The following is a 26,333-nucleotide window of genomic DNA, read 5'->3' as shown; positions in this document are numbered from 1 at the left end:
TTTAGTGATCCTTGTGGTAGTCATAGCCAGATACGATTGAATCGACTGAGTTATGTTTAAATCGAATACCAGACCAAACGGCCATATAAACGTGGATTACCATGAACACAATGAATACCCAAGTCAGGATATGGTGCCAGATCCTCACTTGTGCTAAACCACCCATTATTGCGGTAAACCACGCAGAAACATCCCAAATTATTCCGCCCAAACCTTCATGATAGACATTGGCGTAAAGTACTAATCCAGTAATACACATAAACAAGGCTACAAATGAAATAGCCACGTATGTAACAAACTGCAATGGACCATATACACCAGCTTTATCTAGGTGACCCATCCAGATGTAAGACTTTATCTGGGTAATCCAGCTTTTAATGCTCATTACATCTTTCATCGAGCGCCTTTCTATCGAGCTTTTACTAAAGAAAAACAAGTAAAAACGGATAATGGTGATACTCGTTAATGCAAAGCCAAAAATAATATGGGCAAATCGGATCCATCCTTGTACTAATACATCAGATGATTCTGGTGCCACTAGAAATGGCCAAGAAATGTAAAATCCAGTAGCGATAAGCACCACAATTGATAACGCCCTTATCCAGTGAAAAATTCGGATAGCAGGCGAGAAAATCAATTCTCTATGGTGGGTAGCAACCTGAGTCATAATTAATTCCTCTTTGATTGGCTAAATAGTTAAAATCCGTTGGGATCGATTTTAAACTCGCCTAAACTGGTACCTTTGTAATCCATGACGTGAACGGCGCAAGCCATACAAGGATCAAAAGAGTGAATAATACGAATGACCTCAAGAGGTTTACTTGGATCTTCAAGCTCTAAACCAATGAGTGAGGCTTCATACGGTCCCACTTTGCCATTGACATCAACAGGTCCAGCATTCCATGTGGTAGGAACAATAGCTTGGTAATTTTCTATTTTACCGCCTTTGATCCTAATCCAATGGCTTAACATTCCTCGTGGCGCTTCAATCATGGCGTGCCCCACATAATCTTTACTGGAATCTATTTCTGGAGTGACATAGGTGCTTTCATCTGATTGCATATTTACTAGCATCGCATCAAAGGTTTTTAATCCTTCTTCTGCAACGATCACCGTTTGAAGCATGCGAGCTGCTGTACGTCCCAATGTAGTAAATAAAGCCTCGATGGGTAATCCAGTTGCTTCAAGTAAACCATTCACTGAATCAACAACGACCTTGTTACCTCGGGCGTAACTCACAAGTAATGATGCAAGCGGTCCAACTTCGACGGGTTCATCTTTGTATCTTGGGGATTTAACCCAAGAATATTTGCCGTCGCCATCAACAGTAGGTAATTTGCCATAAACCGTATCGCGTTCAACAAAACCGGTATAGTTTGGCACGGTCGTACCTTCATATGGATGTTGAGCTTTATCAGCGTCATACCATGCATGGGTGACATCTTCTTTAATCGAGTCAGGGTCAATATCACTAACACCGGCTAAATCACCGTTCATGATAACGCCTTGATCGAACATGTATTGTCCATCAGCTAATACGAAATCATTGGTCGCCATGAAGTTTTTAACATTGACTCCACCCAGCACACTAGGTTCTGTACCAAAAGCGGCAGCTGCCATGACAATATCGGCTTTGTAAGCTCGTAAAATAAAGTCCTGAACTATTGCGTGCTTTTGTTTCCATTCTTGTAACCTTGCAGGGCTAAGCATGTCGCGTACGGAAGTCACACCACCGACCACTAAAGACTGAGGGTGAGGGGATTTACCGCCAAAGATTGCAAGCATTTCGGCAGCAATACGCTGAACTTCAAGCGCTTTAAGGTAATGAGATAACGCAATTAGGTTTTGCTCTGGGGTAAATTTATAGGTTCTATTTCCCCAATAGGCATTAGCAAATGGACCTAATTTACCGGTATCGACTAAGCCTTTAACGCGCTCTTGCGCAGCGCGTAAGTCACCTTCGCCAGCTGCAATAGGATTTGCTGTGTACTTAAGTGCTTCTTGTGCAGCGAGTGCTGGGTCAGCACTTAACGCTGAAACCACATCTACCCAATCTAATCCATGTAAATGATAAAAATGAACAATATGGTCATGCATATACAATGATGTTTGCATTAACGAACGCAAATACTTGGCATTAAGTGGAATTTTAACGTCTAGTGCGTTTTCAACAGCTTCAGTACCGCAGCGATAATGAGAGTAGGTACAAACACCACAAATTCGCTGTACGATTAAACCGACATCCATTGGTGTACGGCCTTTTAAAATAACTTCGATACCACGCCAAAGGGTGGAAGAAGACCAAGCCTTTTTAATGACATTATTTTCATCAACCTCGACTTCAACACGCAGATGGCCTTCAATTCGAGTAATAGGATCAATTACGACACGTTTGTTCATGGGTTATTCCTCTAAAGGCTTAGCAAAAAGACTTGCAACGGCATGTGCACCAATACCAACAACAGTCGCACCGAGTATGACTGCACCAATGGTATCTGCTGTAGCATCTACCCCATGTAATAATTGTCTGCCTAATGGTTTTTCAAAATCAGCCATATCATCCCAGAAGTTCGGCTCTGAGCAGCCAATACACCCGTGCCCCGCTAATACTGGCCAACTCGTATGATGATTAAAACGTTCCGTTGGACAGTTGTTGTAAGTGTAAGGACCTTTGCAACCTACTTTATAAAGGCAGTAACCATCTTTTGCGCCTTGATCGCCAAATGTTTCTACAAACTCACCAGCATCAAAACGTCCACGTCTTTCACAGTTGTCGTGTACTCGTGCGCCATATGCCCATTTAGGTCTATTAAACATATCTAAGGCTGGGAGTTTACCGAACATGATGAAGTACATTAATGTACCGACGATGTTCTTTTCACTTGGAGGGCAGCCACCTAAATTAATGACTGGCTTATTAATTACATCTTGCACGCCTTTTGCACCTGTAGGATTTGGTGCTGCTGCTTGAACGCCACCGAATGCTGCACAAGTCCCCACTGAGATGATTGCTGCAGCACCTTCTGCAGCTTCTTTTACAATATGCATCCCGGTATGGCCTTTACAACCAACCGTTAAAAATGCACCGTTATTTGCTGTTGGAATTGCGCCTTCAACTGCTAAAAGATAGTTACCTTTATAAGCTTCCATCGCGTGTTCTAGATTTTCTTCTGCTTGCCAACCTGATGCTGCCATCAAGGTTTCATGATATTCCAAGGAAATATGATCAAATATCAAACTATCAAGGTTTGGAGTGTCGGTACGTATAAGGGATTCAGAACAACCAGTACATTCGGCCATATGTAACCAAATTAGCGGGACTCTATCTGCGAGCTCTGCGGCTTCGGAAACTAAACTTGTAAAAGGGAGTGGTAGGGCAAGTAGAGCGGTAACAGATGCGCTCCAAGTCATAAATTCACGTCTCGTAATACCGTTTTCTTTTAGTTTTTCATCGAGTGTTACGGTTTGGCGAGGCGCTGTTTGTTTTAATTGTTCTAAGCGGGTTTTGCACCGCTGATATAAAGCTGCATGTGTATCCATGTTTTAACCTTTTCCATGTTGGAGGATTAAACTGCGTCAACACAATATAAAGAGTTAAAAAAAGGGTCATATTGATTTGAATCAATATTAAAACACTTGATTGGATTTTATTTGAAACAATGATTGTTGATTTGATTTTAATCAAAAAATGCTAATTTAGTGAGCGATGAAATGTTTGTGATTTATTTGAAATTGTTGCGCTAAGTCATAATAAACAGTCGCTTATTGCAGATTTAGCAATGCTGATTGCACTTTTTGGAAATGCGATTATTGAATAGCTGTATCCATAGATTTAACTGCATTCTAAAACCAATTTGATTAGTTAATATTTTAATGGAAACAATTTGCTTAGTTTCAGTGGTTAAAAGTTAGCTTGCAAACAAATCAATAAAATAACTTTGCCCTTACAATAGAAGTAGAAGTTTATGGGCAAAGTTTTAATAGCATAAATTGTAATTTTAAATTCGACTTTAACCACCTGTAAGTTGTTTGATAACCTGCGGTGGAACAATTTTAGCGAGTCTATCTAAACACGCTTGAGTTGTTGGGTCTCGATACTTAATTTTAAATTCACATAAAGCATAAAGGTGTTGTGGGTTTCTGCCCACATCGTAGGCTTTCGATATAGATACCATTGCTTTACTAACATTTATTTTTTCTTGGGCTAAACCTAAAACGTACCAATATTGCGCGTTTGTTGCTTCAATTTCAGTTGCTTGAGTGAAGTAATCTATTGCATATTTAAGTTGCTGCTGCCTATATAAGTTTAAACCTGCGCTATAACGTAATGTTGCTGATTGAGGTTGGTTTTTAATTCCTTTCTTTAGCAGCACTAGTGATTTGTCATCATCACCAAGTTGGCGATATAAATCAGCGAGATTCACATAACTAGTGGCAAAAATGGGTTCAATCTCTATCGCTTTTAAATAAGTTAGTTCGGCTAGCTTAACTTCTCCTTTAGCACGGTGGATATTAGCGAGGTTCATTAACCCAAAACCTCTATCAGAATTAAACTGCTGTATTTCGATGTATTCATTTAAAGCAGGAGTTAACAATGCTTGTTGGTTAGCATTCATATTTTGCCAATTAATAACTAATGCGCCTGCAGTTTCTGTTCTAACGGCAAAAACAGGATCTTGTAATAATGGGCTGATAATTTGCCAGCGATCTTCAAATGGATAAGCAGCAGAACCTGCTATAGCGCCTATTCTTATTTGAGGGTCTTGATGTTTTATCCCGCGCATTATTGCAACCATGGCATTTTGACCAGGAAATCTATCCATTCTTGAAAGAGCAGAAGCGCGAATAATATTAGCTTCGAGACTATTTTGAGCAATGTAAGACAGCGAGTCACCACTAATTGGTATTCCAGCGCCAGCTTGTGCAAATGCTATCGCGAAATGATCGCTTTGTTGGTAACTAGAATTAGGAAACTGTTTTGCTAATGCATTAATAGCCCATTGATTGGTTTCTTTGGTGTGGCAACTTGTACAAACATTTGGTGTACCAATTTGTTGGCTAATGTCTGGTCTTGGTATTTGAAAGCTATGATCGGCTCTTGGGTCTATTTCCATATAGGTTGTTTTGGGCATATGGCAAGTGACACATAACGAGGCTTCACTGCCTTCTTGATGTTGGCTATGTTTAGCAGCAGTATATTCATTAGGGACATGACACTTAAAGCAAATAGCTTCTTTAGGTGCTACTAGTTTATTACTGTGAGGATTATGACAGTCGGTACATACGACGCCAGCTTTGTGCATCTTAGACTGCTTGAATGATCCTAATACAAAAACTTCATCATAAATTTGGCCGTCAGGATAATACAATTCTGGAGTGATGGCGTTAAGCATGTATTTATCAAAAAAATCGGATTTTAGATGGTCATGATTATTATTTAGTTGCGCTCTACGGCTATGACATTGACCACAAGTGTTCAATTGGTCTGAGTCTGATAACTGCTTGGGTTTAAGTATCTTTTTACCTTTATTAAATTCCCAAGAGCCAACTTTGGGTGCTAAATTACGATTAAACCCCATATTACTGTTTTGTTCGATAGGTTGTTTTGACCACTTAATATGGTCACTTGCTGGCCCATGACAAGCTTCACAAGCGACATTGATTTCAGACCAAGTCGTATCATAGGTATTTGTTTTACTGTCATAGTTTTTATTCACGTTTGTGGAATGACAATCAGCACACATATAATTCCAATTTTGGCCATTATTGGTCCAAAAAAATTCATCATGGACTTCCATATAAGGGTAGAGGTGAAACCAAACTTGACCTCCTTTTGACTTATCACGACTATCCCATGCAAGTGGGATAAGTTGCACACGTCCGTCAGGGAATTTGACCATATACTGCTGTAAAGGCTCGTAACCGAAGGTATAACTGATTTGATAGTCATGAAACTTTCCATCAGGTCCTTTAGTATTGACCCAATAATCGGTTCCTTTTTTGAAGAAACGATGGGTTTGTTCGTTTACAGCCAATGTTGCGTTGTTAAAGTCACCTAAAACTGATTCTACAGAGGCATGCCTCATAGACATGTTGTGGTGTGAAGTTTTCCAATCGTTATACTCTTGCTGGTGGCAGTCTACACATTGTTCGACACCGACATAATCAGCAGAGTAAGCCCTTTTGTGATAACAAAAAGAAAGCATGGTTATACAAATAATGGTAACTAGCTGATTGAATTTCATATTAAAACTGCATTTTTAATTAGTTAACTCCAGTCTAAGGTCTAATTAACAATTATCCAACACTTAAGATGTGTCTATTTGAAAAAAATGAAGGGTATATCAACAGTAAAAATTTACTGCTTTCCTAATGAGTACTGTGGCCAATACTTATTAAGTACGAAAACGGCTGAATAAATTCAGCCGTTTAATGAAGTAGTCAGAAGCATGTTAAAAGAAAAATTATAGCTAGATTGTTATTTAATCACTTCCTTTAATGGGTAACCAGCAGCACTGGAAGGGGCGTTGATATTAACAATCGCGCTTAAGGTCGGCGCTAAATCAACAGTGGCTACAGGTCTATTGATTACTTGCGGCTTAAGTCCAAAGCCTGCAAAAATGATAGGAACATGGGTGTCATATCGCCAAGGCGAACCGTGAACAGATGCTACGTTTAATCCGTCAAAATCTGCAACAAACACATTAGGTTCAAATACTAAATATATATCACCAGAGCGACTTGGGTAAAAGCTATTTTGAACCTTTTGAGTTATTTCATCTTTAGGTACATTACCGTTTAAAAGATCGTCAAAACTGTAGGCACGGTGAATGCCTGCAACACTATTTAGTACTTGTGCTACTTCGTTAGATGCTAGTGCTAAAGATACCTTTTGTTTAGCCAATTTATCATGGTCTAAATTGATATATGGCTGCCAAGCATTGGCAAACAAGTCACCTTTAATATTCCATTTTGATTTAAGTGATTGAATATCTTCATTTGTTTCAAGGGAGGATAAATCAAAATGTTCAGCTTTTATGCCAAATTGAGTTAAATATCCAGGCGCTTCAGGTGCGCCATGATCTGCAGACAATACTATTAATGTGTTATCCAAACCGACTTTATTATCAATATATTCGAATAGCGAAGCTAAAGTGCGATCAAGTCTTAATAAGTTTTCTTCAGCTTCGAGGCTTGAGGGACCAAAAATGTGACCGACATAATCAGTTGATGAAAAACTTATTGATAGATAATCAGTTACAGAGTTACTGTGTTGTTTGCTTGAATTGACTTGGCGATGACCTAGTTTATTTTCAATAATAATTTGTTTAGCAAAATTAGCCGTCATTTCATCACCAATGGGGCTGACTGTTAAAAATGTACTGAAGTAAGGGTTATCACTAGGGCCAAAATTGTGGGGGAAGGTAACACCATAACCTGGTAACTTTGTTTTCCAGTCATGGGGATTATTGTCGCCAAATATATATTGATCTTTGTTTTTAGATAATGCCCATTGAGTATCGGCGTACTGTGAAATTGGATTTTGTTTATTCCAATTTGTTACCCATTGAGGATATTGGTCAAAGTAATAATCACTACTAACAAATTCGCCAGCAGACTTTGAAAACCAAAAAGCTTTACCAGTGTGACCTGCGAGTGTAATAGCACCTCGGTCTTTAACTGAAACAGCAAAAACTTTAGATTGGCCATTATTACTTGCGGTTAGTTCATCACTGAATGTGGTTGCCATAATATTTTTTGGCGAACGTCCTTCAACCTTACTGGCTTTCTGTGTTGGATCAATTTCATTTTTAGTATCTACAGCAGCATTAGCGCTTAATAGAGGATGAGCTTTATCTTGCACATTATAAATAGGTTGTTGGAGTTGTTTATCAAACCATAAGTTACTCACCATACCGTGAGCAGAAGGATGAGCACCTGTTGCTAATGTGGTATGCCCAACTACGGTTTCTGTAATGGCATGTTGATGATGAGCTTCTTTGTAATAGATACCTTCATTGATCAAATAACCAAAACCTTCTTCAGAAAAGTGTTGTTGATAACGAGATAGTAAATCTCCACGAAGTTGATCAACCGTTATCTGAACAATTAACTTAGGTTGTTCAGCATAAGCGAAATTTATAGATGTGCTAATAGAGAATGCGCTAATGGTTGTGAGTGTTACTAGTGACAAATTTGGCAGCCATTTCATTAAATTTTCCTTTTAAAATAGGTTGTAACCACAATTCCTTGTAACGATAGTTTTAGCAGAGAATACAGTAATGATAAATAAGGCTTTGGTGTTGATAGGTAGCTTTATTTTTTAACCTACTTAAAGAATTAAATAGAAACGGTTAGTTATAGCCAAGTAAATGCTGCTGACACAAGGCTAATTTTAATCGTATTGGATCTAAATACGCCGAAGCTTCATTATCCGATAGGTACCAAAAGCCTCTCGATGTTTCAGGAGATTGATTAAAAAACAGTTGCTCGATAACAAGTAACTTTTGCTGAGACAAATATTTTAACCAAATTGATAGTGGTAGCTGACTTAATAAACCTAAGTTTAGTATCCCTGATTTCGTTTTGTGATTTTGCTCAGACAAATGCATAATTTGTGTAAAGGGGTCTTCATCACCATTATTTATCGAAGTCAGTAATTTTACTTGTTCTTGGCTTTCTACTGGACTTGGTTTATAAGTTTCAGTCTCTTCTAAAAGAAGTAACTCGGGCCAATTTGCTTGGTTAATGTTGCCTTTAATATTTATGTCTTTAGCATTCAAGTGATACTCAATTGCTATTCTGCGTTCGCCTAGCCAATTATGAACGACACAAGGTAAATGTTCTGACTCTGATAGCGCACTGCCTCTATTTAAGCTTGGCAGCAAAGACATTCTTGACAGAGACAGTTCGATACCTAATTGGCTGAATAATACAAAGCACACTAGGCCTGACGAAGGCCAGCATTGGAGCTTTGTTTCAAGCTCTTTTGCGACACGCGATAATTGTTTAGTTAACCATTGGCTGTGTTCACCTGTAACAACAAAATCTTCAGTTGATCCCGCATAAGGTCCATTACACACATTAATTATTTGGTTACCAGTAGCCACAGTACCATTGAAGATAATGGTATAACCGTGTTTAGCCGCTGCCCAGTCGCCATTTGCGTTACCTATAATGGTAACTTTATTGAAAGGAGATTGTTCGATAGGCAACATATTAAGACCAATTGAAGTATTAGCTAAAAGAGATAAGTTAACTATTTTACAGTGATTCTTTGGTTTATATGCAAGTTTTATAAAAATCGACCTGATTTTTCTTTATGATTTAGACATATGTTTGATTTGAAACGTCGCTACGAACTCTCTGCAAGTTATCTATTTCAATTGCGCGCTTCTAACTGGCTTGTGAAGTAAAAAAGTGCTTGAATTTTAATTTGGTTGATCTACATTTTATATAAGCTTTCGATTGCTACTTAAACAGATTTGTTTTTATTCGTGTATTACTGATTAATCAACAAAAAAGAGGCTTTTATGTTAGGTGAAAATCACTCTCTTAGAAATGAATTCCCAGATCACTTAGATACAATTACATCCCTGAATAACAGCGATGCAGAGTTTGCGGAAGTGTTGAAACAATATGATAAGTTAGATCAACAAATTCGCGAACTAGAATTGAAAGATTCTCCAATATCCGATGAATCAATACATGATTTGAAGCAACACCGTGTTGATATGAAAGACAAGCTATACCATAAGATTATGGCTTCGGAAAATTCGTAACCCTTATCAAATAGCCACCTTAGATTGTGACAAAAAAAGCCAGAAGACAATATGTTCTTCTGGCTTTTTTTAATACCAAACTTAGCAAAAAAAGTGAAGAATTTTCCTTTCTTTTGGTAGGCAAGCTTTAGAATGATTAGTTATTAAATTGCTAATAATAAGCTAATCATATCTATAATTAAGATGACTTGTCAGTGAATTGTGGACTTAGCAGAGGACTTAGTACTGTTAAGTCGCCGTCAATTTTTTCAGTTATGGTTAAGCCTAAAATTTTAGCAATTAGTGGGTAAAGGTGAATGTTTTCGACTTTTTCTACCATGACGTTGTTTTTAAATGCTGGCCCTTGAGCATATAACACAGTGTTCATATCTGTTATAACTCTCGGGTCATAGCCATGTTTACCAATTACCCCAGGTTTTGCATCACTACTCGTTATATAGTGATTATTACTGATGATAATGGCATCACCAATAGATGGGTTATTAGTAAAGTGCAAATGTGCAGGAATATCTTTTTGTAAGTAAAACTCGAGGCCATCAACTTTATCAACTAATAGCTTGAGTGCTAATAAATCGGCTGTTTTGTTTTTACCTGTTGCGGTAACTAAGGAAAATGCAGCGTCGTTATTGAAAGTGAATTTTTCAATGAGCTGTTCATTATCCGCAATAAGTTTATCGGTATAGATTCGATCAAATTCATCAACTTTAGCCATGCCATGATCTGACGTGATAATGACATTGACATCAAATGGTAGGGCATCTAAACCCGTTAGCAGGTCCCCAATCATTATATCTATATATTGAACAGCATCGTAAGTTTGCTGTGCTTCAGGACCGTGGTGATGGCCAGCACTATCTACATCAGAAAAATACAAAGTAACAAACTGTGGTCGCTCATCTACAGGTAAATTAAACCAATCAATAACCTGCTGTACTCGCTCTTCGTTTGGTGTTCTACCATCATATTTTAACCAGTAGTTTGGTCTAAAACCGGCTATTTCTGCTTCTGAGCCCGGCCAAAAGTAGGTGGCCGATTTCAAACCTTGTTGGCGTGCTAAAGACCATAACGGTGTACCTTGATAAAACTGTCCGTCTGTAACTGCATCATGAATATTCATAGCATACTCACGTTCTAGCACTGGGTTATAAAAGCGATTAGAAATAATCCCGTGATTTGCTGGATAAAGACCAGTCACTAAAGTTAAATGATTGGGAAATGTGACTGTAGGAAAAGAAGGGATGAAGGACTTTACTGTCGCAGCTTTATCTGCAAATTGATTGATGTTCTTTGGCGAATGTAACTCATTGTAATTGTGATGATAACCATCGATAGATACCAGTAATACATATTGCTGGATTGGTTGAACATCATCTTTTTGAGTTTGAGTTGGTGGCTTGCTCCCTGCAAAAATGGATAAAGAAAAAAGGAGTCCACTTGTAGCTAATAGTAATCTTGTGAGCTTGTTATTTCTGAACACGATGGTTCCCTTTGCATTAGTGTTTAAGGTAATGGGTAAAAAATAATTGATAAATACAAGTAACTAATAAAAGCTAAAAAATAAGAAATTCGATTATGTAGTCTGATTCGTTAACTTGTTTAGATAGTAGCTGAATATATTTATTAGTTTGCCATAATAGCCTTTGTTTATGACATTCTTAGGATAACCTAATCAAATAGCCGAATAAGTAAACTTCTTAAGTACTGTTTACAGTAACAGCATCAAGGCATTCAATATATTCAGACAATAAAAAAGCGAAACTTTCGTTTCGCTTTTTGTGTTATCAATTACTTTGAAACTAACTGTATAAACTGATTTGAAATTAGCTTAGTTCATACTATGTGGCGTTTGTGTAGTTATGCCTGCCTGTAACTCTTCCTTAGTTTCTGGGACATACATTCTCCAAATACTACGGACTATTTTGCGCATATCTTCAATTGCAATATATAAGCAAGGGATTAGGCATAAAGTTACGACAGTGGCAAACAGAACACCAAACGCTAATGATACAGCCATTGGTATAACCATCTGCGCTTGCATACTGGTTTCAGTCATAATTGGCATTAAACCAATAAATGTGGTTAACGAAGTTAACATGATAGCTCTGAATCGACGGCAACCTGCATTAATAACAGCTTCGTTTAACGGTACACCACGCTTACGGGAGTTATTGACATAATCCACCATAACTAAAGAGTCATTAACCACCACACCAGCAGCTGCAATTATACCGAACACAGATAGGGCACTTAAATCGATGCCTAAAATAATATGACCTAGCATTGAGCCAATTACACCAAACGGAATAACCGACATGATCATAAATGGTTGGATGTATGATTTAAGCGGTATAGCTAGCAGGCTGTATATGACCAACATTGAAATGATAAAGTCTCGTAGTTGTGTGTCTGCGCTGTCTAACTGCTCTTGAATATTACCTGAAACTTCACTTTTTACTCGTGGATACTTAGTCAATAACTCTGGCATAAAGTTATCACGAATATCTTTAGCAAGTTTGAAAGGCTCTGCTTGCTCGGCATCAACAGATGCCCATACATTAATAGTACGGTTACCGTTTTCACGGCGGATGCTGTTCACACCTTGAACCACTTCGATATTAGCAACCTCAGATAAAGGTAATTCAGCGCCTTGCGGAGTCTTGATTAAGACCTCTTGTACAAGTGCAATTGAATTACGCTGCTCCTCTGGGTATCGAAGCATGACTTTTATCTCTTCACCATTACGGATTATGCGTTGAGCTTCAAGCCCGTAAAAGCTATTACCTACCTGAGAAGCTATATTGGCAAGGGTTAGCCCTAAACTATGAGCTAAAGGTTTTAAATTAAATTGCACTTCTTTAGCCGATGATTGACGGCTATCATTGACATCGCTAACGCCTTTAAGGGTATTTAGCTTCTCTTTTAAGGCTTGTGACGCTGCAATTAACTGTGCATCATCATTTCCTTCTAATCTAAAGCTAATGTCACCATCATCACGACCGCCACCAAATAAACTGTCTTGGACTTCAAAAGACTTAACCCCTGGAATTTTTGGCATAGCTTGACGCCACATTTCTGCAACTTCAAAGGTGTTAATTGGTCTTAATTCAGGATCAACCAGTTTAGTTCTCACTTCAGCGCGAGTTCGACCTTGAAGCTCAACCTGAAGTTCAGCAATCATTCCTTGTCCGTATTTATCTTCTAACTGCGCCTCAACATCTTTTAATGCCTTTTCAATAGCATGAGCGGCATCAAGTGTAGCTGTTTCTGCAGCATCAACATTCATTTCAAGACTGATACGTGGGAAATCATGTGGAATTTTAGGCTGGCCGATAAAACGAACCAATCCACTGATGTATAAAGCTGCACAAATAACGATAAGCATGATGAAAGTAGAAATCACGGCGTAGCGATATTTAACGGCAAGGGTCAAGCTTGGTTTGTAAATATTGCCAATAAACCAAGTTAGATTTTTTTCAATTTTTCCTTGAATAAAATTAACCCCATTACGTAGCCAATCTAATGGATTCTTAGAACCAGGTTGGACAACCTTTGGTTTATTCATATGGGCTAAATGAGAAGGCAAAATCAATTTTGATTCTACTAATGAAAATAGCAGACATAAAATAACCACAAACCCAATAGCTTGACCAAATGCCGAAGAAGGACCGTCATCTAAGGTGATTGGTAAAAATGCGGCTATAGTGGTCAAAACACCAAACGTCGCAGGCATGGCAACTCGTTTAACGCCACGAATAACACTATCAATATTTTGACCATTTTCTTGGCATTCTGTATGGGCGCTTTCCCCCATAACAATTGCATCATCAACGACAATACCTAGTACCAAAATAAACGCAAATAAGCTGATGACGTTAATTGTCACATCAATAAATGCCATAGGCATAAAGAGTAGGGTACCGAGGAAACAAACAGGAAGCCCCATCATTACCCAAAACGCTAACCTCACGCGCAAAAATAATGCGAGCATGAAAAATACTAATACAGCACCGGTTTTCATACTATCTAGCATGAGGTCTAAACGGCCTTCAAGGTAATAGGTCATATCAACCCAAGGCTCTAACGTTACCCCTTCTGGGAGTAGTGCTTGCTTCTTGGCAATATACTCTTTCATGGTGTCAGCAACGTCGGTGATACTTTGGTTTTTGGCCGCACCAACAAAAAATGTTACTGCATTTTGGCCGTTGAATTTTGAGTATTGAATGCCTTCTTCAAAACCATCATTAACAGTTGCAACATCACCTAATAGTAAATTTGTCCCGTCGTCTAACGTAAGTAACGGTAAATCTTCAAACTCATAGCCAACGTAAGCTTGGTTTTCAACCCGCAAATTAATGTAACCATTCTCTGCTTTAATTTGGCCTGCTGACATATTGCGTGAGTAGCCGCGAACAGCTTCTGCAACATCATTAAAGTTAAGTCCGAATTCTCTTAATCTATCTTTACTGACTTCAACGCTAATTTCGTAATTTAATCCGCCATAAAAATCGGCGATATTAACATTGGGAAGTTGCATGATTTCTTTATGAATTTTTTCACCAAGATCTTTCAGTTGTCGTTGAGATAAATCACCGTACAAACTCAAATACATCACTTCTTGACGAATTTTAATGCGCTCGACCTTTGGAAACTCCATTCCAGCAGGAAACGTCGAAACAGAACCAATTTCAGATTTAACTTCATCAAGTACGACTTGAGGGTCGTATGAATCTTCAATACGGAAATAACCATTTGCCTGATTTCGATTTGAATAAGTAATTACCCGCTGTAAACCTTGAACCGTTTCTAAAGCTTGTTCAATTTTTACCGTAATACCTTCTTCGACTTCCTGTGGAGCGGCGCCAGGATAGACGGCACTGAATTCAATCCAGTTAATTTCTACTGCGGGGAAGAATTGCTTACGTATGGTGTTAGCTGTGAGTAAACCACCCAGTAAAATGATGATCATTAATAGATTTGCGGCAACACTGTTGCGCGCAAACCATGCAATTAAGCCTTTATTAGTATCTTCCATGAATTATTCCTTGTCTTCCATGGCTATAGCTGTGTCAGAATCTACACCTACTTTAGGCTCTTTTTGCAATATTTTGTCCTCTGGTAAAGCAACGCTCATGCCTTCAACGGGGTAGTCCAGTGCTGAAGTAATGATATTCATACCATTTTCTAAACCGCTTGAAATAATCACATTGCTGCCATCTTGTCTGATGATATTAACGGGTAAATAACGTAGCTTTTTTTCTTCATCCATTGTGGCGACTAAACCATTAACAATAAGGTGACGAGGTACGACTGCTACTTGACCTGCATGGGTCCCACCAATATGTGCGGTTACGTAAGTGCCATAACGTAATTCTTTGTGATCTTTTTTAAGTCCATAAGGATCATCGATTTCAGCCACAAGGTAAGTCATACGGCTTTTACTGTCGATAACACCTTCGCTACGCACTATGGTGCCAATCCATTCTTGTTTTTCACCTGCGAAGTTACCTACTAAGGTTACTTTTGCATTGGCACCTTTGCGATCTAAATATTGCATTTCCTTGTCAGCTAGTGGTAACCGTACTTCAGCTTTATCAGTGTTATATACCAAACCAATTGGCGACCCGTTACTGACGTATGCGCCTAGACCAATATTACGGCTACCAATTAATGCATCATAAGGCGCCTTGATGATGGCTCGTTCAAGATTACGTTGCGCTCGTAGTAATCCGGCTTCAGCACTTTTAAGTTTGGCAATCTCTTGTGCAAGTTGTGGTTTGCGTAGACTTAAGTCACTTGGTTTACTGTCGGTTATTTCAGCCCATTCTCGCTCAGCAACTTGTGCATTAGCTTTTTCTTGGACTAACGTTGCCTTAGCGGAAGCCAAATTTGCTTGTGCATCTAACAGAGCAGATTCGTAATCACTTGGGTCTATCCTTGCTAGTATGTCTCCTTTTTTAATGAAGCCACCTTTGACAAATGCATCTGAAAGGTAGGTGATTTCACCGCTGACTTGTGCTACTAGCTCAGTGTGGTATTTAGCGTTGACGACACCGTAGGAACTGACAGTAAACTTCATGGGTTTGTAGTTAATGGTTTCAACTGAAACTAAAGGGGTATTATCTACAGGCGGTTTTTCTTCTGGTGGCTTTTGCATTGAAACCAAAAGACCAGTAACAAGTACGCCAACACCTATGATGCCTATAGGTAGAATAATTTGCTTTGCAGTAGCCACGACACTTCCTCTTGTTGAAGCTAATCACAGGCTTTGCCTATGATAAATTAGTTAATATTATTATACGGCCATGTTACAGAGTTTGTTAAACCCTTACTGTTTCAATGTGTAATTTAATGTGTCTGATTTGTAAAGTTTGTAAGCTAGTTGAAAATAATTAATAAAACAGTAGCTTAACTTTGCTTTATGTGTGCTTTCTGTAAGTATTACTCCCTAATAAAGAAGTTATGCTTTTATATATGCAGCGCAAAATGACATAAGTTTGTTATTTTATTGTGCCAAAGTTTTAATCTGTGAGTTTCTGAATCGGTGATAGTTTTTTAAAGATAAAGCAGTTAAAACTAGTTTTTTATTAGGTTAAAGGTATGCATTAGAACCATCAGAAAGTATTATTGTAATAACTCCATAGGCTTAGATAATTTACAGCACTCAAGTTGTGTTTGTTAACAGGGAAAAAAGATGAATGTTTTAGTGACAGGTGGGGCTGGGTATATTGGTTCTCATACCGTTTTATCGTTATTAGAAAATAACAGTGACGTCGTTGTTTTTGATAATTTATTTAACTCAAACATTGAATCTATTAAAAGAGTAGAAGCCTTAACGGGTAAATCAGTTGTGTTTGTCGAAGGCGACATTCGAAATAAACAACAGCTATCTTCAGTTTTTAAAGCGCATAATATTGATACCGTTATTCATTTCGCTGCTCTCAAGGCAGTAGGAGAGTCAGCACAAATTCCTTTAGAGTACTACCAGAACAATGTTCACGGTTCAGTATGCTTACTGGAAGTAATGGCCGAGTATCAAGTCAATGACTTTATATTCAGTTCATCAGCCACTGTTTATGGTGAAGAGAATGATGTGCCGTATGTTGAATCTATGAAATTAGGTACGCCATCTAGCCCTTATGGCGCAACAAAAGTCATGGTTGAAAGGATCATGGCTGATACTGCAGCATCTAATCCATCATTTAGAGGTGTGTCACTGCGTTATTTCAACCCTATTGGTGCTCACGAAAGTGGCCGAATTGGTGAATCCCCTAAAGGCATCCCAAATAACTTATTGCCTTATGTCGCCCAAGTCATGGTGGGTAAACGTGAAAAACTGAGTATTTTCGGTTCAGATTACCCAACTAAAGATGGTACCTGTGAGCGTGATTACTTACATGTTATGGATTTAGCTGAGGGGCATGTTGCTGCAATGAATTGGTTAAACGCCAACAACCAATTTACTGGCGTTGAAGCGTTTAATTTAGGTACGGGGAATGGCGTATCTGTGTTTGAAATCGTGACAGCATTCGAGCAAGCCGTAGATAAGAAAATCCCATATGAGGTCAGTCCGCGTAGAGCAGGCGACTTACCCGCATTTTGGGCTAATGCTCAAAAAGCCAATAAAGAGCTTAACTGGCAGGCGAGTCGGACGCTAGAACAAATGATGGAAGACACATGGCGTTGGCAGTCAACTAACCCTAATGGTTATGAAGAAAAGTAATTGAGCATTAATTCAGTAAAGTAAAAGCGATTCTAAGATAAGTTTCGCTTTTTTGTTTTAAGACTTACAGCTACTATTTAAAATACACTTGGAGTACTTATATAGTGAGCTGCTTGTTGAAATTTAGACACAAAAAAACCAGCTTCAGCTGGTTTATTGTTAAGAATGATTTGGTACAACTGAGTGGATTCGAACCACCGACCCCTACCATGTCAAGGTAGTGCTCTAACCAACTGAGCTACAGTTGTATATTTTAATCATTCTCAAAGGAGATGGTACAACTGAGTGGATTCGAACCACCGACCCCCACCATGTCAAGGTGGTGCTCTAACCAGCTGAGCTACAGTTGTATCGTTTTAAGAAAACATATCATGTAATCTTTGGAACGAGCGATATATTACGGTATACGGTGATTGATGCAAGTAAAAATAACAAAAAATCGATTGAGTGGTGATTTGCTGTTCAGTTTGAAGTTAATTACAGCATATAAGCTTAATTATTCGTAGCTTATATGCCGTAGTAAGTAACTCTAGACTGAACAAGGGGCAAAATAAAACTTAGCTGTTATCCGAAATAACCGCTTTTAATTTCCCTGATGTTTGTATGTAGCGCAACCTTAAAGCAAATAATATTGCAGCACTTGTTAAACCAGCAATCAAGCCTACCCAAAAACCATGCGCTCCCATTGCTGGCACAATTAGGTCAGTACGGGCAAGGGTATAGCCTAGGGTCATGCCTATTGCCCAGTAAGAGACTAGGGTAATGTAAAAAGCACTTTGGGTATCTTTATAGCCACGTAATGCACCAGCTGCAACGACTTGAATAGAATCAGATAGCTGATATAAAGCTGCTAAGAACATCAAGCTCCCCGCTAATGCGACTACTTCAGGGTTATTGTTATAAAGCAATGCGATCTGAGTTTTAAATAGTACCGTAATGATGGCGGTTACTACAGCAAGAGAAAATGCGATAAACAAACCAATTTTAGTGACTAAATTACTGACTTCTAACTTGTCTTGCCCTAAGTAATATCCCACACGTATTGAAACTGCGATACCAATTGATAAAGGTAGCATGAATACGATTGATGAAAAGTTAAGTGCAATTTGATGTCCCGCGACCACATTTGCCCCAAGAGGCGCTAACAAAAGTGCAATGACGGCAAATAAGCTAACTTCAAAGAATAAAGCTAGCGCAATCGGCATACCATGCTTGATCATTTCCCAAATGGTTTTCAAATTAGGTCTATTTAACCTACTGAAAGGGGCAATTTCTTTAAACTTTTGGTGAAACTGCATATAAATCATCATAGCCATCAACATTGCCCAAAATACTAAAGCAGTTGCTATACCACAACCAGCACCGCCCATCGCTGGTACACCAAAGTGACCATATATAAAGATATAATTGGCAGGGATATTGACAGCTAAACCAACGAAACCAATTATCATCGTTGGCATCGTATAAGAAATTCCTTCCGAGCAACCACGTAATATTTGATATAAAATAAATGCAGGAACGCCCCACATAAAGCCATGTAAATAGCCCGCGCTTAAATCTGCTAATTCTGGATCAAGTTCCATCATTGCAAATATTGTTTTAGCAAATGAGAGGAAAAGCAAAACACCAACACTGCCAATTATGGCAATATAAAAAGCTTGAGACATTAATGGTTGGATAGCCTTGGGATTATTCGCACCATGGTGGTGGGCAAATACTGGTGTAAATGCGAGAATAAGCCCTTGAACAAATAGTAAAGCTGGTAACCATAGACTGGTGCCAATGGCAACTGCAGCCATATCTACAGCACTGACACGGCCAGCCATGACGGTATCAATAAACCCCATCATGGTCTGAGTAACTTGTGCTATTAATACTGGCAGCGCCAGTTGAATTAATTTTTTGGCTTGAAAGCCTGTGTGATTCATTAGAAAACCTTTTAACTAACGAGTGAAAATATGTTTACTGGTATCGTGCAAGCCACATGTGAAGTGGTTTCGATTAAAGAGCAAAGCGGTTTAAAAACATTTGAAGTCAAAATTCCAGAAGAGCTGCAACAAGGTTTAGAAACCGGTGCAAGTGTTGCAAATAATGGCGTATGTTTAACTGTCACTAAACTTGCGAATAATAGTGTTTATTTCGACGTAATGGAAGAGACGTTAGAGGTCACAAATTTAAATTTTGTTGAGCTAGGTAACAAAGTCAATATAGAACGCTCATTAACTTTTGGAAAAGAAATTGGTGGCCACATTTTATCAGGCCACGTTCACGCTATGGCGACAGTAGTTGAAGTGAGTGAAACAGATAGCCATTATAATTTAACACTGAGTATTCCAACCAAATGGATGGATTATATTTTTTATAAAGGTTTTGTCGGTGTCAATGGCTGCAGCTTAACTGTTGGTGAAATTAATGATGACAGATTTATGCTTCACCTTATTCCAGAGACACTTAAACTAACCAACTTAAGTGACAGCAAAGTTGGTGATAAAATCAATATAGAAATTGATAGTCAAACTCAAGTTATTGTTGATACTGTTGAACGTGTTCTAGCAAAAAAAATGCTCAACAATAACTAATCTAATTCAAAAATTACCTTTGTTCATGAAACGAGCAGTTAATACAGCTGCTCGTTATCTGAGTCTATAAACAATTGAATAGTTCTATTAGAGTCATTGACTTGTAATCTCATGTGGATTGAATTGCAACAAATTCGGCAATCATCATAATATTCTTGATCGCCCAAGCTTGTATCAATGTGCACATGCTGATTATGTCCGCAATGGGGACAACTAATAACGCGGCTAACTAAATTCATATATAACTCCTTATAAATAGTTTAATCACAGCCTTAATCCATTATTTTGTTACGGGTCTTTTTAATCACATTAGTGATTATAGTTGAGTCTTGTCGGTGTCAAAGAACATCTGTATTTGATATTTAAGCTCAATCAAACTGCCTTTTAACTGTTTTATGGTTATCAATGGCTTAAATAAACCAATTATGTGCAGTTAAATCTGATTTAGATATGTACATCTCTTGCTTGCAAAAGGCCTTTTCACATACAATGCGAGTTCATGCCACTATCAGCTCAGACTCCTGTAATGTCTGTAGTTCGGTGGCATTTCTTTTATTTATTATTTATTACCAAGTGGCCCTACGTGTGGGTCACCACTGGATAAGGAAATTAAATGCCAATTATTACATTGCCTGATGGCAGCAAACGTGAGTTTGCAGATTCTGTTTCTACTTTAGATGTCGCTGCAGACATCGGTCCTGGTTTAGCGAAAGCGTGTATCGCTGGTCGCGTAAATGGCGAGCTTGTTGACGCTTGTGACTTAATCACCACTGATTCAGAACTTTCTATCATTACGGCTAAAGATGAAGAGGGTGTTGAAATCCTTCGCCATTCTTGTGCACATTTATTAGGCCATGCGATTAAGCAAATGTGGCCAGAAACAAAAATGGCTATTGGTCCTGTTATCGATAATGGTTTTTACTATGACATCGATTTAGATCATAAATTGACTCAAGAAGATATCGATGCTCTTGAGAAGCGCATGAGTGCGCTTGCAAAAACCAATTATAACGTTGTTAAGAACGTCGTTTCTTGGCAAGAAGCCCGTGATACTTTTGAAGCACGCGGTGAAGAATACAAAATCGCAATCTTAGATGAAAACATCAGTAAAGATTCGACTCCGGCTTTATATCATCATGAAGAATATGTTGATATGTGTCGTGGCCCACACGTTCCAAACATGAAGTTCTGTCAGCACTTTAAATTAATGAGTGTTGCTGGTGCATATTGGCGTGGTAATTCGGACAACAAAATGCTGCAACGTGTATACGGCACAGCATGGGCTGATAAAAAAGCATTAAAAGTACATTTAAACCGTCTTGAAGAAGCGGCTAAACGTGATCATCGTAAAATTGGTAAGCAATTAGACCTTTACCATATGCAAGAAGAAGCACCTGGAATGGTATTCTGGCATAACGACGGTTGGAGTTTGTATTTAGAGCTTGAAAAGTTTATTCGTCAAAAGTTAGGTCAATACACCTACCAAGAAGTGAAAGGTCCATTAATGATGGATCGTAACTTATGGGAACGTTCAGGTCACTGGGATAAGTATTCTGATGCGATGTTCACTACTAACAGTGAAAACCGCGAATATGCCATTAAGCCGATGAACTGTCCTGGACACGTCCAAATCTTTAATCAAGGTTTAAAATCATACCGTGATTTGCCATTGAAAATGGCTGAGTTCGGTTGTTGTCATCGTAATGAGCCATCAGGCTCACTACATGGGCTAATGCGCGTACGTGGCTTTACTCAAGATGATGCACATGTATTTTGTACCGATGGACAAGTGCAAGAGCAAGTAAGTGAATGTATCCAAATGGTATATGATACTTACGGTACTTTTGGTTTCGACAACATCGTCGTAAAATTATCAACACGTCCTGAAAAACGTATTGGTGATGACGACATGTGGGATAGAGCAGAAGAAGCACTGAAGCAAGCACTTGTTGCTAATGATATCGAATTCGAGATTTTACCGGGAGAAGGCGCTTTCTACGGTCCAAAAATTGAATTTACACTTCATGACTGTTTAGACCGTGCATGGCAATGTGGTACTGTGCAATTAGATTACGCATTACCATCTCGTCTTGGCGCAACTTACGTTGCTGAAGACAACACGCGTCAAACACCAGTTATGATCCATAGAGCGATTTTAGGGTCTCTTGAACGTTTCTTAGGTATTCTTATTGAAGAATATGCAGGTAAATTCCCAACATGGCTTGCACCACAGCAAGTAATTGTTATGAATATTACTGACAAACAGTCTGATTATGTTGACGAAATTGTTAAAACTTTCAAAGAAAGTGGCATTCGTGCATCTAAAGACTTGAGGAATGAGAAAATAGGCTTTAAAATACGTGAACATACGTTAAAGCGTGTACCTTATTTATTGGTCGTAGGCGATCAAGAAATGGAAAATAAGGAAGTTGCGGTAAGAACACGTGACGGTATCGATTTAGGCAAGATGAAAATCAATGATTTCGCTGCCAAGATACAAGAACAAATTTCTAGCCGTAGTCTATTATTGTTGGAGGAATAGGTCATAAAGATCAAGAGAGCAGCAGGGCGACAGCCAGCCCCTAATCGTATTAACGATGAAATCACTGGCGTACCAGAAGTTCGTTTATCGGATATCAATGGTGAGGCAGTTGGAATCGTTAGTATTTCACAGGCACAGGAATTAGCTGATGAAGCAGGTGTAGACCTGGTTGAAATCAGTCCTAATGCTGAGCCACCTGTCTGTCGCATAATGGACTACGGTAAGTTCCTTTTTGATAAGGCTAAAGCCCAAAAGGAACAAAAAAAGAAGCAGAAACAGGTCCAGCTGAAGGAAATAAAATTCCGTCCTGGCACTGATGAAAACGACTATCAGGTAAAACTACGCAACCTGATTCGTTTTCTTGAAGATGGGGACAAAGCGAAAATTACGCTGCGTTTCCGTGGTCGCGAAATGGCACACCAAAGCCTAGGTATGGATCTTTTGAACCGTATCAAAGCAGATTTGGAAACATATGCTGTTGTTGAATCTTTCCCGAAAATGGAAGGTCGACAAGCAGTTATGGTCCTCGCACCTAAAAAGAAATAGTAGGGCAACCCACTAAAAAGTAGCAAAGTCCTTTTGAGGATTTTGCTCGCCTTACGTTTTATTAATGTCCCAATGCGGAGTTTTAGCAATGCCTAAAATGAAAACAGATAAGGGTGTTCAAAAGCGCTTCAGAAAAACCGCTAATGGTTTCAAGCGTAAACAAGCACACTTACGTCATATTTTGACAAAGAAGAGCACTAAGCGTAAACGTCACTTACGTGCTAAATGTTTAGTTGCAAAGTCTGATGTGCCAGCAATCGCACGTCAACTACCATACGCTTAATTAAAGGAGATATGAACAATGCCTAGAGTTAAGCGTGGTGTAACCGCTCGTGCTCGTCACAAGAAAGTACTTAAATTAGCCAAAGGTTATTACGGAGCTCGCTCTCGTACTTACCGCGTTGCTGTTCAAGCAGTAACTAAAGCTGGTCAATATGCTTACCGTGACCGTCGTCAAAAGAAACGTCAATTCCGTCAACTTTGGATTGCACGTATCAATGCGGCTTCTCGTCAAAATGGTCTTTCTTATAGTCGTTTCATTAACGGCCTTAAAAAAGCATCTATCGAAATCGATCGTAAGATTTTGGCTGACATCGCTGTATTCGACAAAGTTGTATTTACAACTTTAGTTGAAAAAGCAAAAGAAGCTTTAGCTAAGTAATTAGTTAAAATGCTTTAAAAAAGGAGCCTTAGGGTTCCTTTTTTTATGCCTATCATTTATTTTTAAGTATGCCGTACTGTCTCACATTATAAAAACGTCATTATTAACGGAATAATTTTATGACTGTAATCTCAACTTCCCGCCTTAATATCTCACTCATGTCACTTAATGATGCTGATTTGCTTTTTGAATTAGATCAGGACCCAGCCGTTATGAAATATATCAATGGCGGTAGAAAAACATCACGCCAAGAAATTGAACAAGTATTTATTCCACGACTTGCAAGTTACTTAAATCCTGAAAAGTGTTGGGGCTTGTGGAAAGTGTTTAATAAAGAGGATAATTTTATGGGTTGGATTTTAATAAGACCAATGGACTTCTTTACTGATAAACCACAGTTTAAAAATTTAGAGATAGGTTGGCGTTTTAAGCAAACTGCATGGGGGAAGGGATTTGCTACAGAAAGTGCAAAAGCAGTTATTGAGCATATTGTTAAGCAACACCCTGACGTTATTAGATTTTCAGCGATTGCTGATGAACTTAACTCTGCATCAATTAGTATTATGAAAAAACTTGGTATGCAATATATAGAAACAATTTTACACCCAGATGTAGAAGGGGATGTCGATGTGGTTCTATATTCAAAGTACTTAAATCTTACAAATAACGCAGGCAATAAAAAAGCCAGCTAATGCCGGCTTTAATCTTATTTAGTTTAATTATGTTCGGCTAAATGAAACTATTCATGCCTCTAATATTAAACTTAGAATAATCTTACTGTGCATCTAAAAATCGTTCAGCATCTAGTGCGGCCATACAGCCTGAACCTGCTGAAGTGATTGCTTGACGATAATGTTGATCCATTACGTCTCCACAAGCATAAATTCCTTCTACACTTGTTTGCGTTGCATTACCTTGTAGACCACTGTTAACAGTGATATAGCCGTAATTCATATCAAGCTGACCATCAAAAATTCCCGTATTTGGACTGTGACCGATGGCAATGAATACACCAGCAACTTCTAAAGACGAAATTGCGCCGTCTTTAGTGCTCTTCATATTCAAGCCAGTAACACCCATATTATCACCTGTCACTTCATCAAGAGTTTGATCTAAGTGAAGGATAATATTTCCGTTTGCTACTTTGTCCATTAGTCGATTAATTAAAATTTTCTCTGAGCGGAATGTATCACGGCGGTGAATTAAGTGAACTTCTGATGCAATGTTACTTAAGTAAAGTGCTTCTTCAACTGCGGTGTTACCGCCGCCAACTACGGCAACTTTTTGGTTACGGTAGAAGAAACCATCACAAGTTGCACAAGCTGAAACACCACGCCCCATGAATGCTTCTTCAGAAGGTAAGCCTAAATATTTGGCTGATGCGCCAGTTGCAATAATCAATGCATCACAAGTAAATTCGCCATTATCGCCTTTCAATTTATAAGGACGTTCGCTGAAATCAACTTCATTGATATGATCGAAAATGATTTCAGTATCGAATTTTTCTGCGTGTTGCTGCATTCTTTCCATTAACGCAGGGCCAGTTAAGCCTTCAGCATCACCAGGCCAGTTTTCAACTTCAGTCGTCGTGGTTAATTGACCACCTTGTTGCATACCGGTAATCATAACTGGCTTTAAATTAGCACGAGCAGCATAAACTGCGGCAGTATAACCAGCAGGACCTGAACCTAAGATAAGTAGGTTAATATGACGAGTTTGACTCATTATTGTATTTCTCCGTATTCATGCCTTTAGCAATTTGCATGGATTGTAGGGAATTTAAAGGATGGGGTAAAGCGCAGAAGAGTCTAAGATATAGATTGTATTAATCGATTCTGTAAATAAAAGGCACCTTTAAAAGTGCCTTAACTGTGTTCATATTTTAGTAGCTTATGTGACAGCTAGGTAAGTCGTTCTTTTCTAGATAGTTTTGGTGGTATTCTTCTGCTTGATGAAATTGTTGTAACGGCACAATTTCAGTTACAATTTGGCGCACTCCCCATTTACCACTCTCTGTGAGTTGCTGTTTTGAAAATTGTGCAAGTTGTTGTTGATTTTCATCATGAAAAAATATGGCACTTCTATACTGATGACCTACATCATCACCTTGTTTGTTCAAGGTAGTAGGGTTGTGGTTTTGCCAAAAAACAGCTAGCAAGGTTTCATAAGAAACAACCTTTTCGTCAAACTCTATTTGAACGACTTCAGCATGACCTGTTTGACCTTCTTTAACTTCTTGGTAGGTTTGAAACTGATCTTTACCACCCATATAACCACATTTTGCATCAAGAACGCCTTCTACCTGTTTAAAAAAGTATTCAACACCCCAAAAACAGCCTGCACCAAATGTCGCTAATGTCATAATATATCCATAAAGAAGTCTAGATGGCTAAAATTATATTAAATCTGAAACAGAATGCAAGTAAAGATTTACACTATGGTAATTGTCTCTTAACGTTAGCTTCCCTCAGTTGTGTTAGAATCAACACTTGTTATTGAAACC

The 26,333-nt window shown here is 38.5% G+C and carries 21 protein-coding genes and 2 tRNA genes; 8 read left to right on the top strand and 15 right to left on the bottom strand.

Annotated features, from left to right (window positions below; translation table 11 throughout):
• Window position 1: 1 nt before the first annotated feature.
• From cybH to QPX86_RS10485, 6 genes are all read right to left on the bottom strand, one after another.
• A complete protein-coding gene (gene cybH, locus QPX86_RS10510; RefSeq protein ID WP_285162594.1) occupies window positions 2–667 on the bottom strand; it encodes a Ni/Fe-hydrogenase, b-type cytochrome subunit in 666 nt (221 codons plus the stop codon).
• A gap of 29 nt (window positions 668–696) precedes the next feature.
• Window positions 697–2,400 carry a nickel-dependent hydrogenase large subunit gene (gene hyaB, locus QPX86_RS10505; RefSeq protein ID WP_220754451.1) on the bottom strand — a complete coding sequence of 568 codons (1,704 nt, stop codon included), beginning with the start codon at window positions 2,398–2,400 and terminating at the stop codon, window positions 697–699.
• A gap of 3 nt (window positions 2,401–2,403) precedes the next feature.
• Window positions 2,404–3,540: a nickel-dependent hydrogenase small subunit gene (hyaA, locus tag QPX86_RS10500; RefSeq protein WP_285162593.1), complete on the bottom strand. Its 1,137-nt coding sequence runs from the start codon at window positions 3,538–3,540 to the stop codon at window positions 2,404–2,406.
• A 470-nt stretch (window positions 3,541–4,010) separates the two neighbouring features.
• Window positions 4,011–6,245: a multiheme c-type cytochrome gene (locus QPX86_RS10495; protein ID WP_285162592.1), complete on the bottom strand. Its 2,235-nt coding sequence runs from the start codon at window positions 6,243–6,245 to the stop codon at window positions 4,011–4,013.
• A 233-nt stretch (window positions 6,246–6,478) separates the two neighbouring features.
• Entirely contained in the window at window positions 6,479–8,212 is a 1,734-nt protein-coding gene (locus tag QPX86_RS10490) for an alkaline phosphatase family protein (protein ID WP_285162591.1), read from the bottom strand.
• A gap of 142 nt (window positions 8,213–8,354) precedes the next feature.
• A complete protein-coding gene (locus tag QPX86_RS10485) occupies window positions 8,355–9,218 on the bottom strand; it encodes a hypothetical protein (RefSeq protein WP_285162590.1) in 864 nt (287 codons plus the stop codon).
• 315 nt (window positions 9,219–9,533) lie between these two features.
• Here QPX86_RS10485 and QPX86_RS10480 point away from each other — a divergent pair, with 315 nt between their 5' ends.
• Window positions 9,534–9,782, top strand: a complete 249-nt coding sequence (locus tag QPX86_RS10480; protein ID WP_220754447.1) for a YdcH family protein — start codon at window positions 9,534–9,536, stop codon at window positions 9,780–9,782.
• Between the two features lie 178 nt (window positions 9,783–9,960).
• On the opposite strand, the gene QPX86_RS10475 is transcribed toward QPX86_RS10480, so the two are convergent.
• From QPX86_RS10475 to QPX86_RS10465, 3 genes are all read right to left on the bottom strand, one after another.
• On the bottom strand, window positions 9,961–11,259 hold the full coding sequence (locus QPX86_RS10475; RefSeq protein ID WP_285162589.1) for an alkaline phosphatase family protein: 1,299 nt from the start codon (window positions 11,257–11,259) through the stop codon (window positions 9,961–9,963).
• A 348-nt stretch (window positions 11,260–11,607) separates the two neighbouring features.
• Window positions 11,608–14,814, bottom strand: coding sequence for an efflux RND transporter permease subunit (locus tag QPX86_RS10470; RefSeq protein ID WP_285162588.1), 3,207 nt, complete (start codon window positions 14,812–14,814; stop codon window positions 11,608–11,610).
• Window positions 14,815–14,817: 3 nt separating this feature from the next.
• Complete coding sequence (locus tag QPX86_RS10465) at window positions 14,818–16,014, bottom strand: efflux RND transporter periplasmic adaptor subunit (RefSeq protein ID WP_220754444.1); 1,197 nt, start codon at window positions 16,012–16,014, stop codon at window positions 14,818–14,820.
• A gap of 459 nt (window positions 16,015–16,473) precedes the next feature.
• On the opposite strand from QPX86_RS10465, the gene galE reads away from it, so the two are divergent.
• Window positions 16,474–17,502, top strand: coding sequence for a UDP-glucose 4-epimerase GalE (gene galE / locus QPX86_RS10460; RefSeq protein WP_285162587.1), 1,029 nt, complete (start codon window positions 16,474–16,476; stop codon window positions 17,500–17,502).
• A 171-nt stretch (window positions 17,503–17,673) separates the two neighbouring features.
• Here the strand turns inward: galE and QPX86_RS10455 are convergent.
• The 3 genes from QPX86_RS10455 to QPX86_RS10445 all read right to left on the bottom strand — a co-directional run bounded on the left by QPX86_RS10455 (window position 17,674) and on the right by QPX86_RS10445 (window position 19,430).
• A tRNA-Val gene (locus tag QPX86_RS10455) sits at window positions 17,674–17,750 on the bottom strand.
• A 25-nt stretch (window positions 17,751–17,775) separates the two neighbouring features.
• A tRNA-Val gene (locus QPX86_RS10450) sits at window positions 17,776–17,852 on the bottom strand.
• A gap of 207 nt (window positions 17,853–18,059) precedes the next feature.
• Entirely contained in the window at window positions 18,060–19,430 is a 1,371-nt protein-coding gene (locus tag QPX86_RS10445) for an MATE family efflux transporter (RefSeq protein ID WP_220754442.1), read from the bottom strand.
• 30 nt (window positions 19,431–19,460) lie between these two features.
• Between QPX86_RS10445 and QPX86_RS10440 the strand changes: the two genes are divergently transcribed.
• Window positions 19,461–20,081, top strand: a complete 621-nt coding sequence (locus QPX86_RS10440; protein WP_220754441.1) for a riboflavin synthase subunit alpha — start codon at window positions 19,461–19,463, stop codon at window positions 20,079–20,081.
• 38 nt (window positions 20,082–20,119) lie between these two features.
• On the opposite strand, the gene QPX86_RS10435 is transcribed toward QPX86_RS10440, so the two are convergent.
• A complete protein-coding gene (locus QPX86_RS10435; RefSeq protein WP_220754440.1) occupies window positions 20,120–20,320 on the bottom strand; it encodes a CPXCG motif-containing cysteine-rich protein in 201 nt (66 codons plus the stop codon).
• Window positions 20,321–20,694: 374 nt separating this feature from the next.
• Here QPX86_RS10435 and thrS point away from each other — a divergent pair, with 374 nt between their 5' ends.
• The 5 genes from thrS (at window position 20,695) to QPX86_RS10410 (ending at window position 24,522) form a co-directional block, all read left to right on the top strand.
• A complete protein-coding gene (thrS, locus tag QPX86_RS10430; protein ID WP_220754439.1) occupies window positions 20,695–22,623 on the top strand; it encodes a threonine--tRNA ligase in 1,929 nt (642 codons plus the stop codon).
• Between the two features lie 3 nt (window positions 22,624–22,626).
• A complete protein-coding gene (gene infC, locus QPX86_RS10425) occupies window positions 22,627–23,169 on the top strand; it encodes a translation initiation factor IF-3 (RefSeq protein WP_248983241.1) in 543 nt (180 codons plus the stop codon).
• An 88-nt stretch (window positions 23,170–23,257) separates the two neighbouring features.
• Window positions 23,258–23,452, top strand: a complete 195-nt coding sequence (gene rpmI / locus QPX86_RS10420; RefSeq protein WP_055023949.1) for a 50S ribosomal protein L35 — start codon at window positions 23,258–23,260, stop codon at window positions 23,450–23,452.
• An 18-nt stretch (window positions 23,453–23,470) separates the two neighbouring features.
• Window positions 23,471–23,830, top strand: coding sequence for a 50S ribosomal protein L20 (gene rplT, locus QPX86_RS10415; RefSeq protein ID WP_012325107.1), 360 nt, complete (start codon window positions 23,471–23,473; stop codon window positions 23,828–23,830).
• A gap of 119 nt (window positions 23,831–23,949) precedes the next feature.
• The gene (locus tag QPX86_RS10410) at window positions 23,950–24,522 is read left to right on the top strand and encodes a GNAT family N-acetyltransferase (RefSeq protein ID WP_220754438.1); all 573 of its coding nucleotides are present in this window, start codon (window positions 23,950–23,952) and stop codon (window positions 24,520–24,522) included.
• Window positions 24,523–24,604: 82 nt separating this feature from the next.
• Here the strand turns inward: QPX86_RS10410 and trxB are convergent, their stop codons facing one another.
• The gene (gene trxB, locus QPX86_RS10405) at window positions 24,605–25,555 is read right to left on the bottom strand and encodes a thioredoxin-disulfide reductase (RefSeq protein ID WP_220754437.1); all 951 of its coding nucleotides are present in this window, start codon (window positions 25,553–25,555) and stop codon (window positions 24,605–24,607) included.
• Between the two features lie 157 nt (window positions 25,556–25,712).
• Window positions 25,713–26,192: a peptide-methionine (S)-S-oxide reductase MsrA gene (gene msrA, locus QPX86_RS10400; RefSeq protein ID WP_285162582.1), complete on the bottom strand. Its 480-nt coding sequence runs from the start codon at window positions 26,190–26,192 to the stop codon at window positions 25,713–25,715.
• Window positions 26,193–26,333: the final 141 nt, after the last annotated feature.

It is taken from the genome of Shewanella goraebulensis (genome assembly GCF_030252245.1).
GTDB lineage: Bacteria > Pseudomonadota > Gammaproteobacteria > Enterobacterales > Shewanellaceae > Shewanella > Shewanella goraebulensis.
Note: the sequence above shows the minus strand (reverse complement) of the source record. Positions and strands in the feature narration are given on the sequence as shown.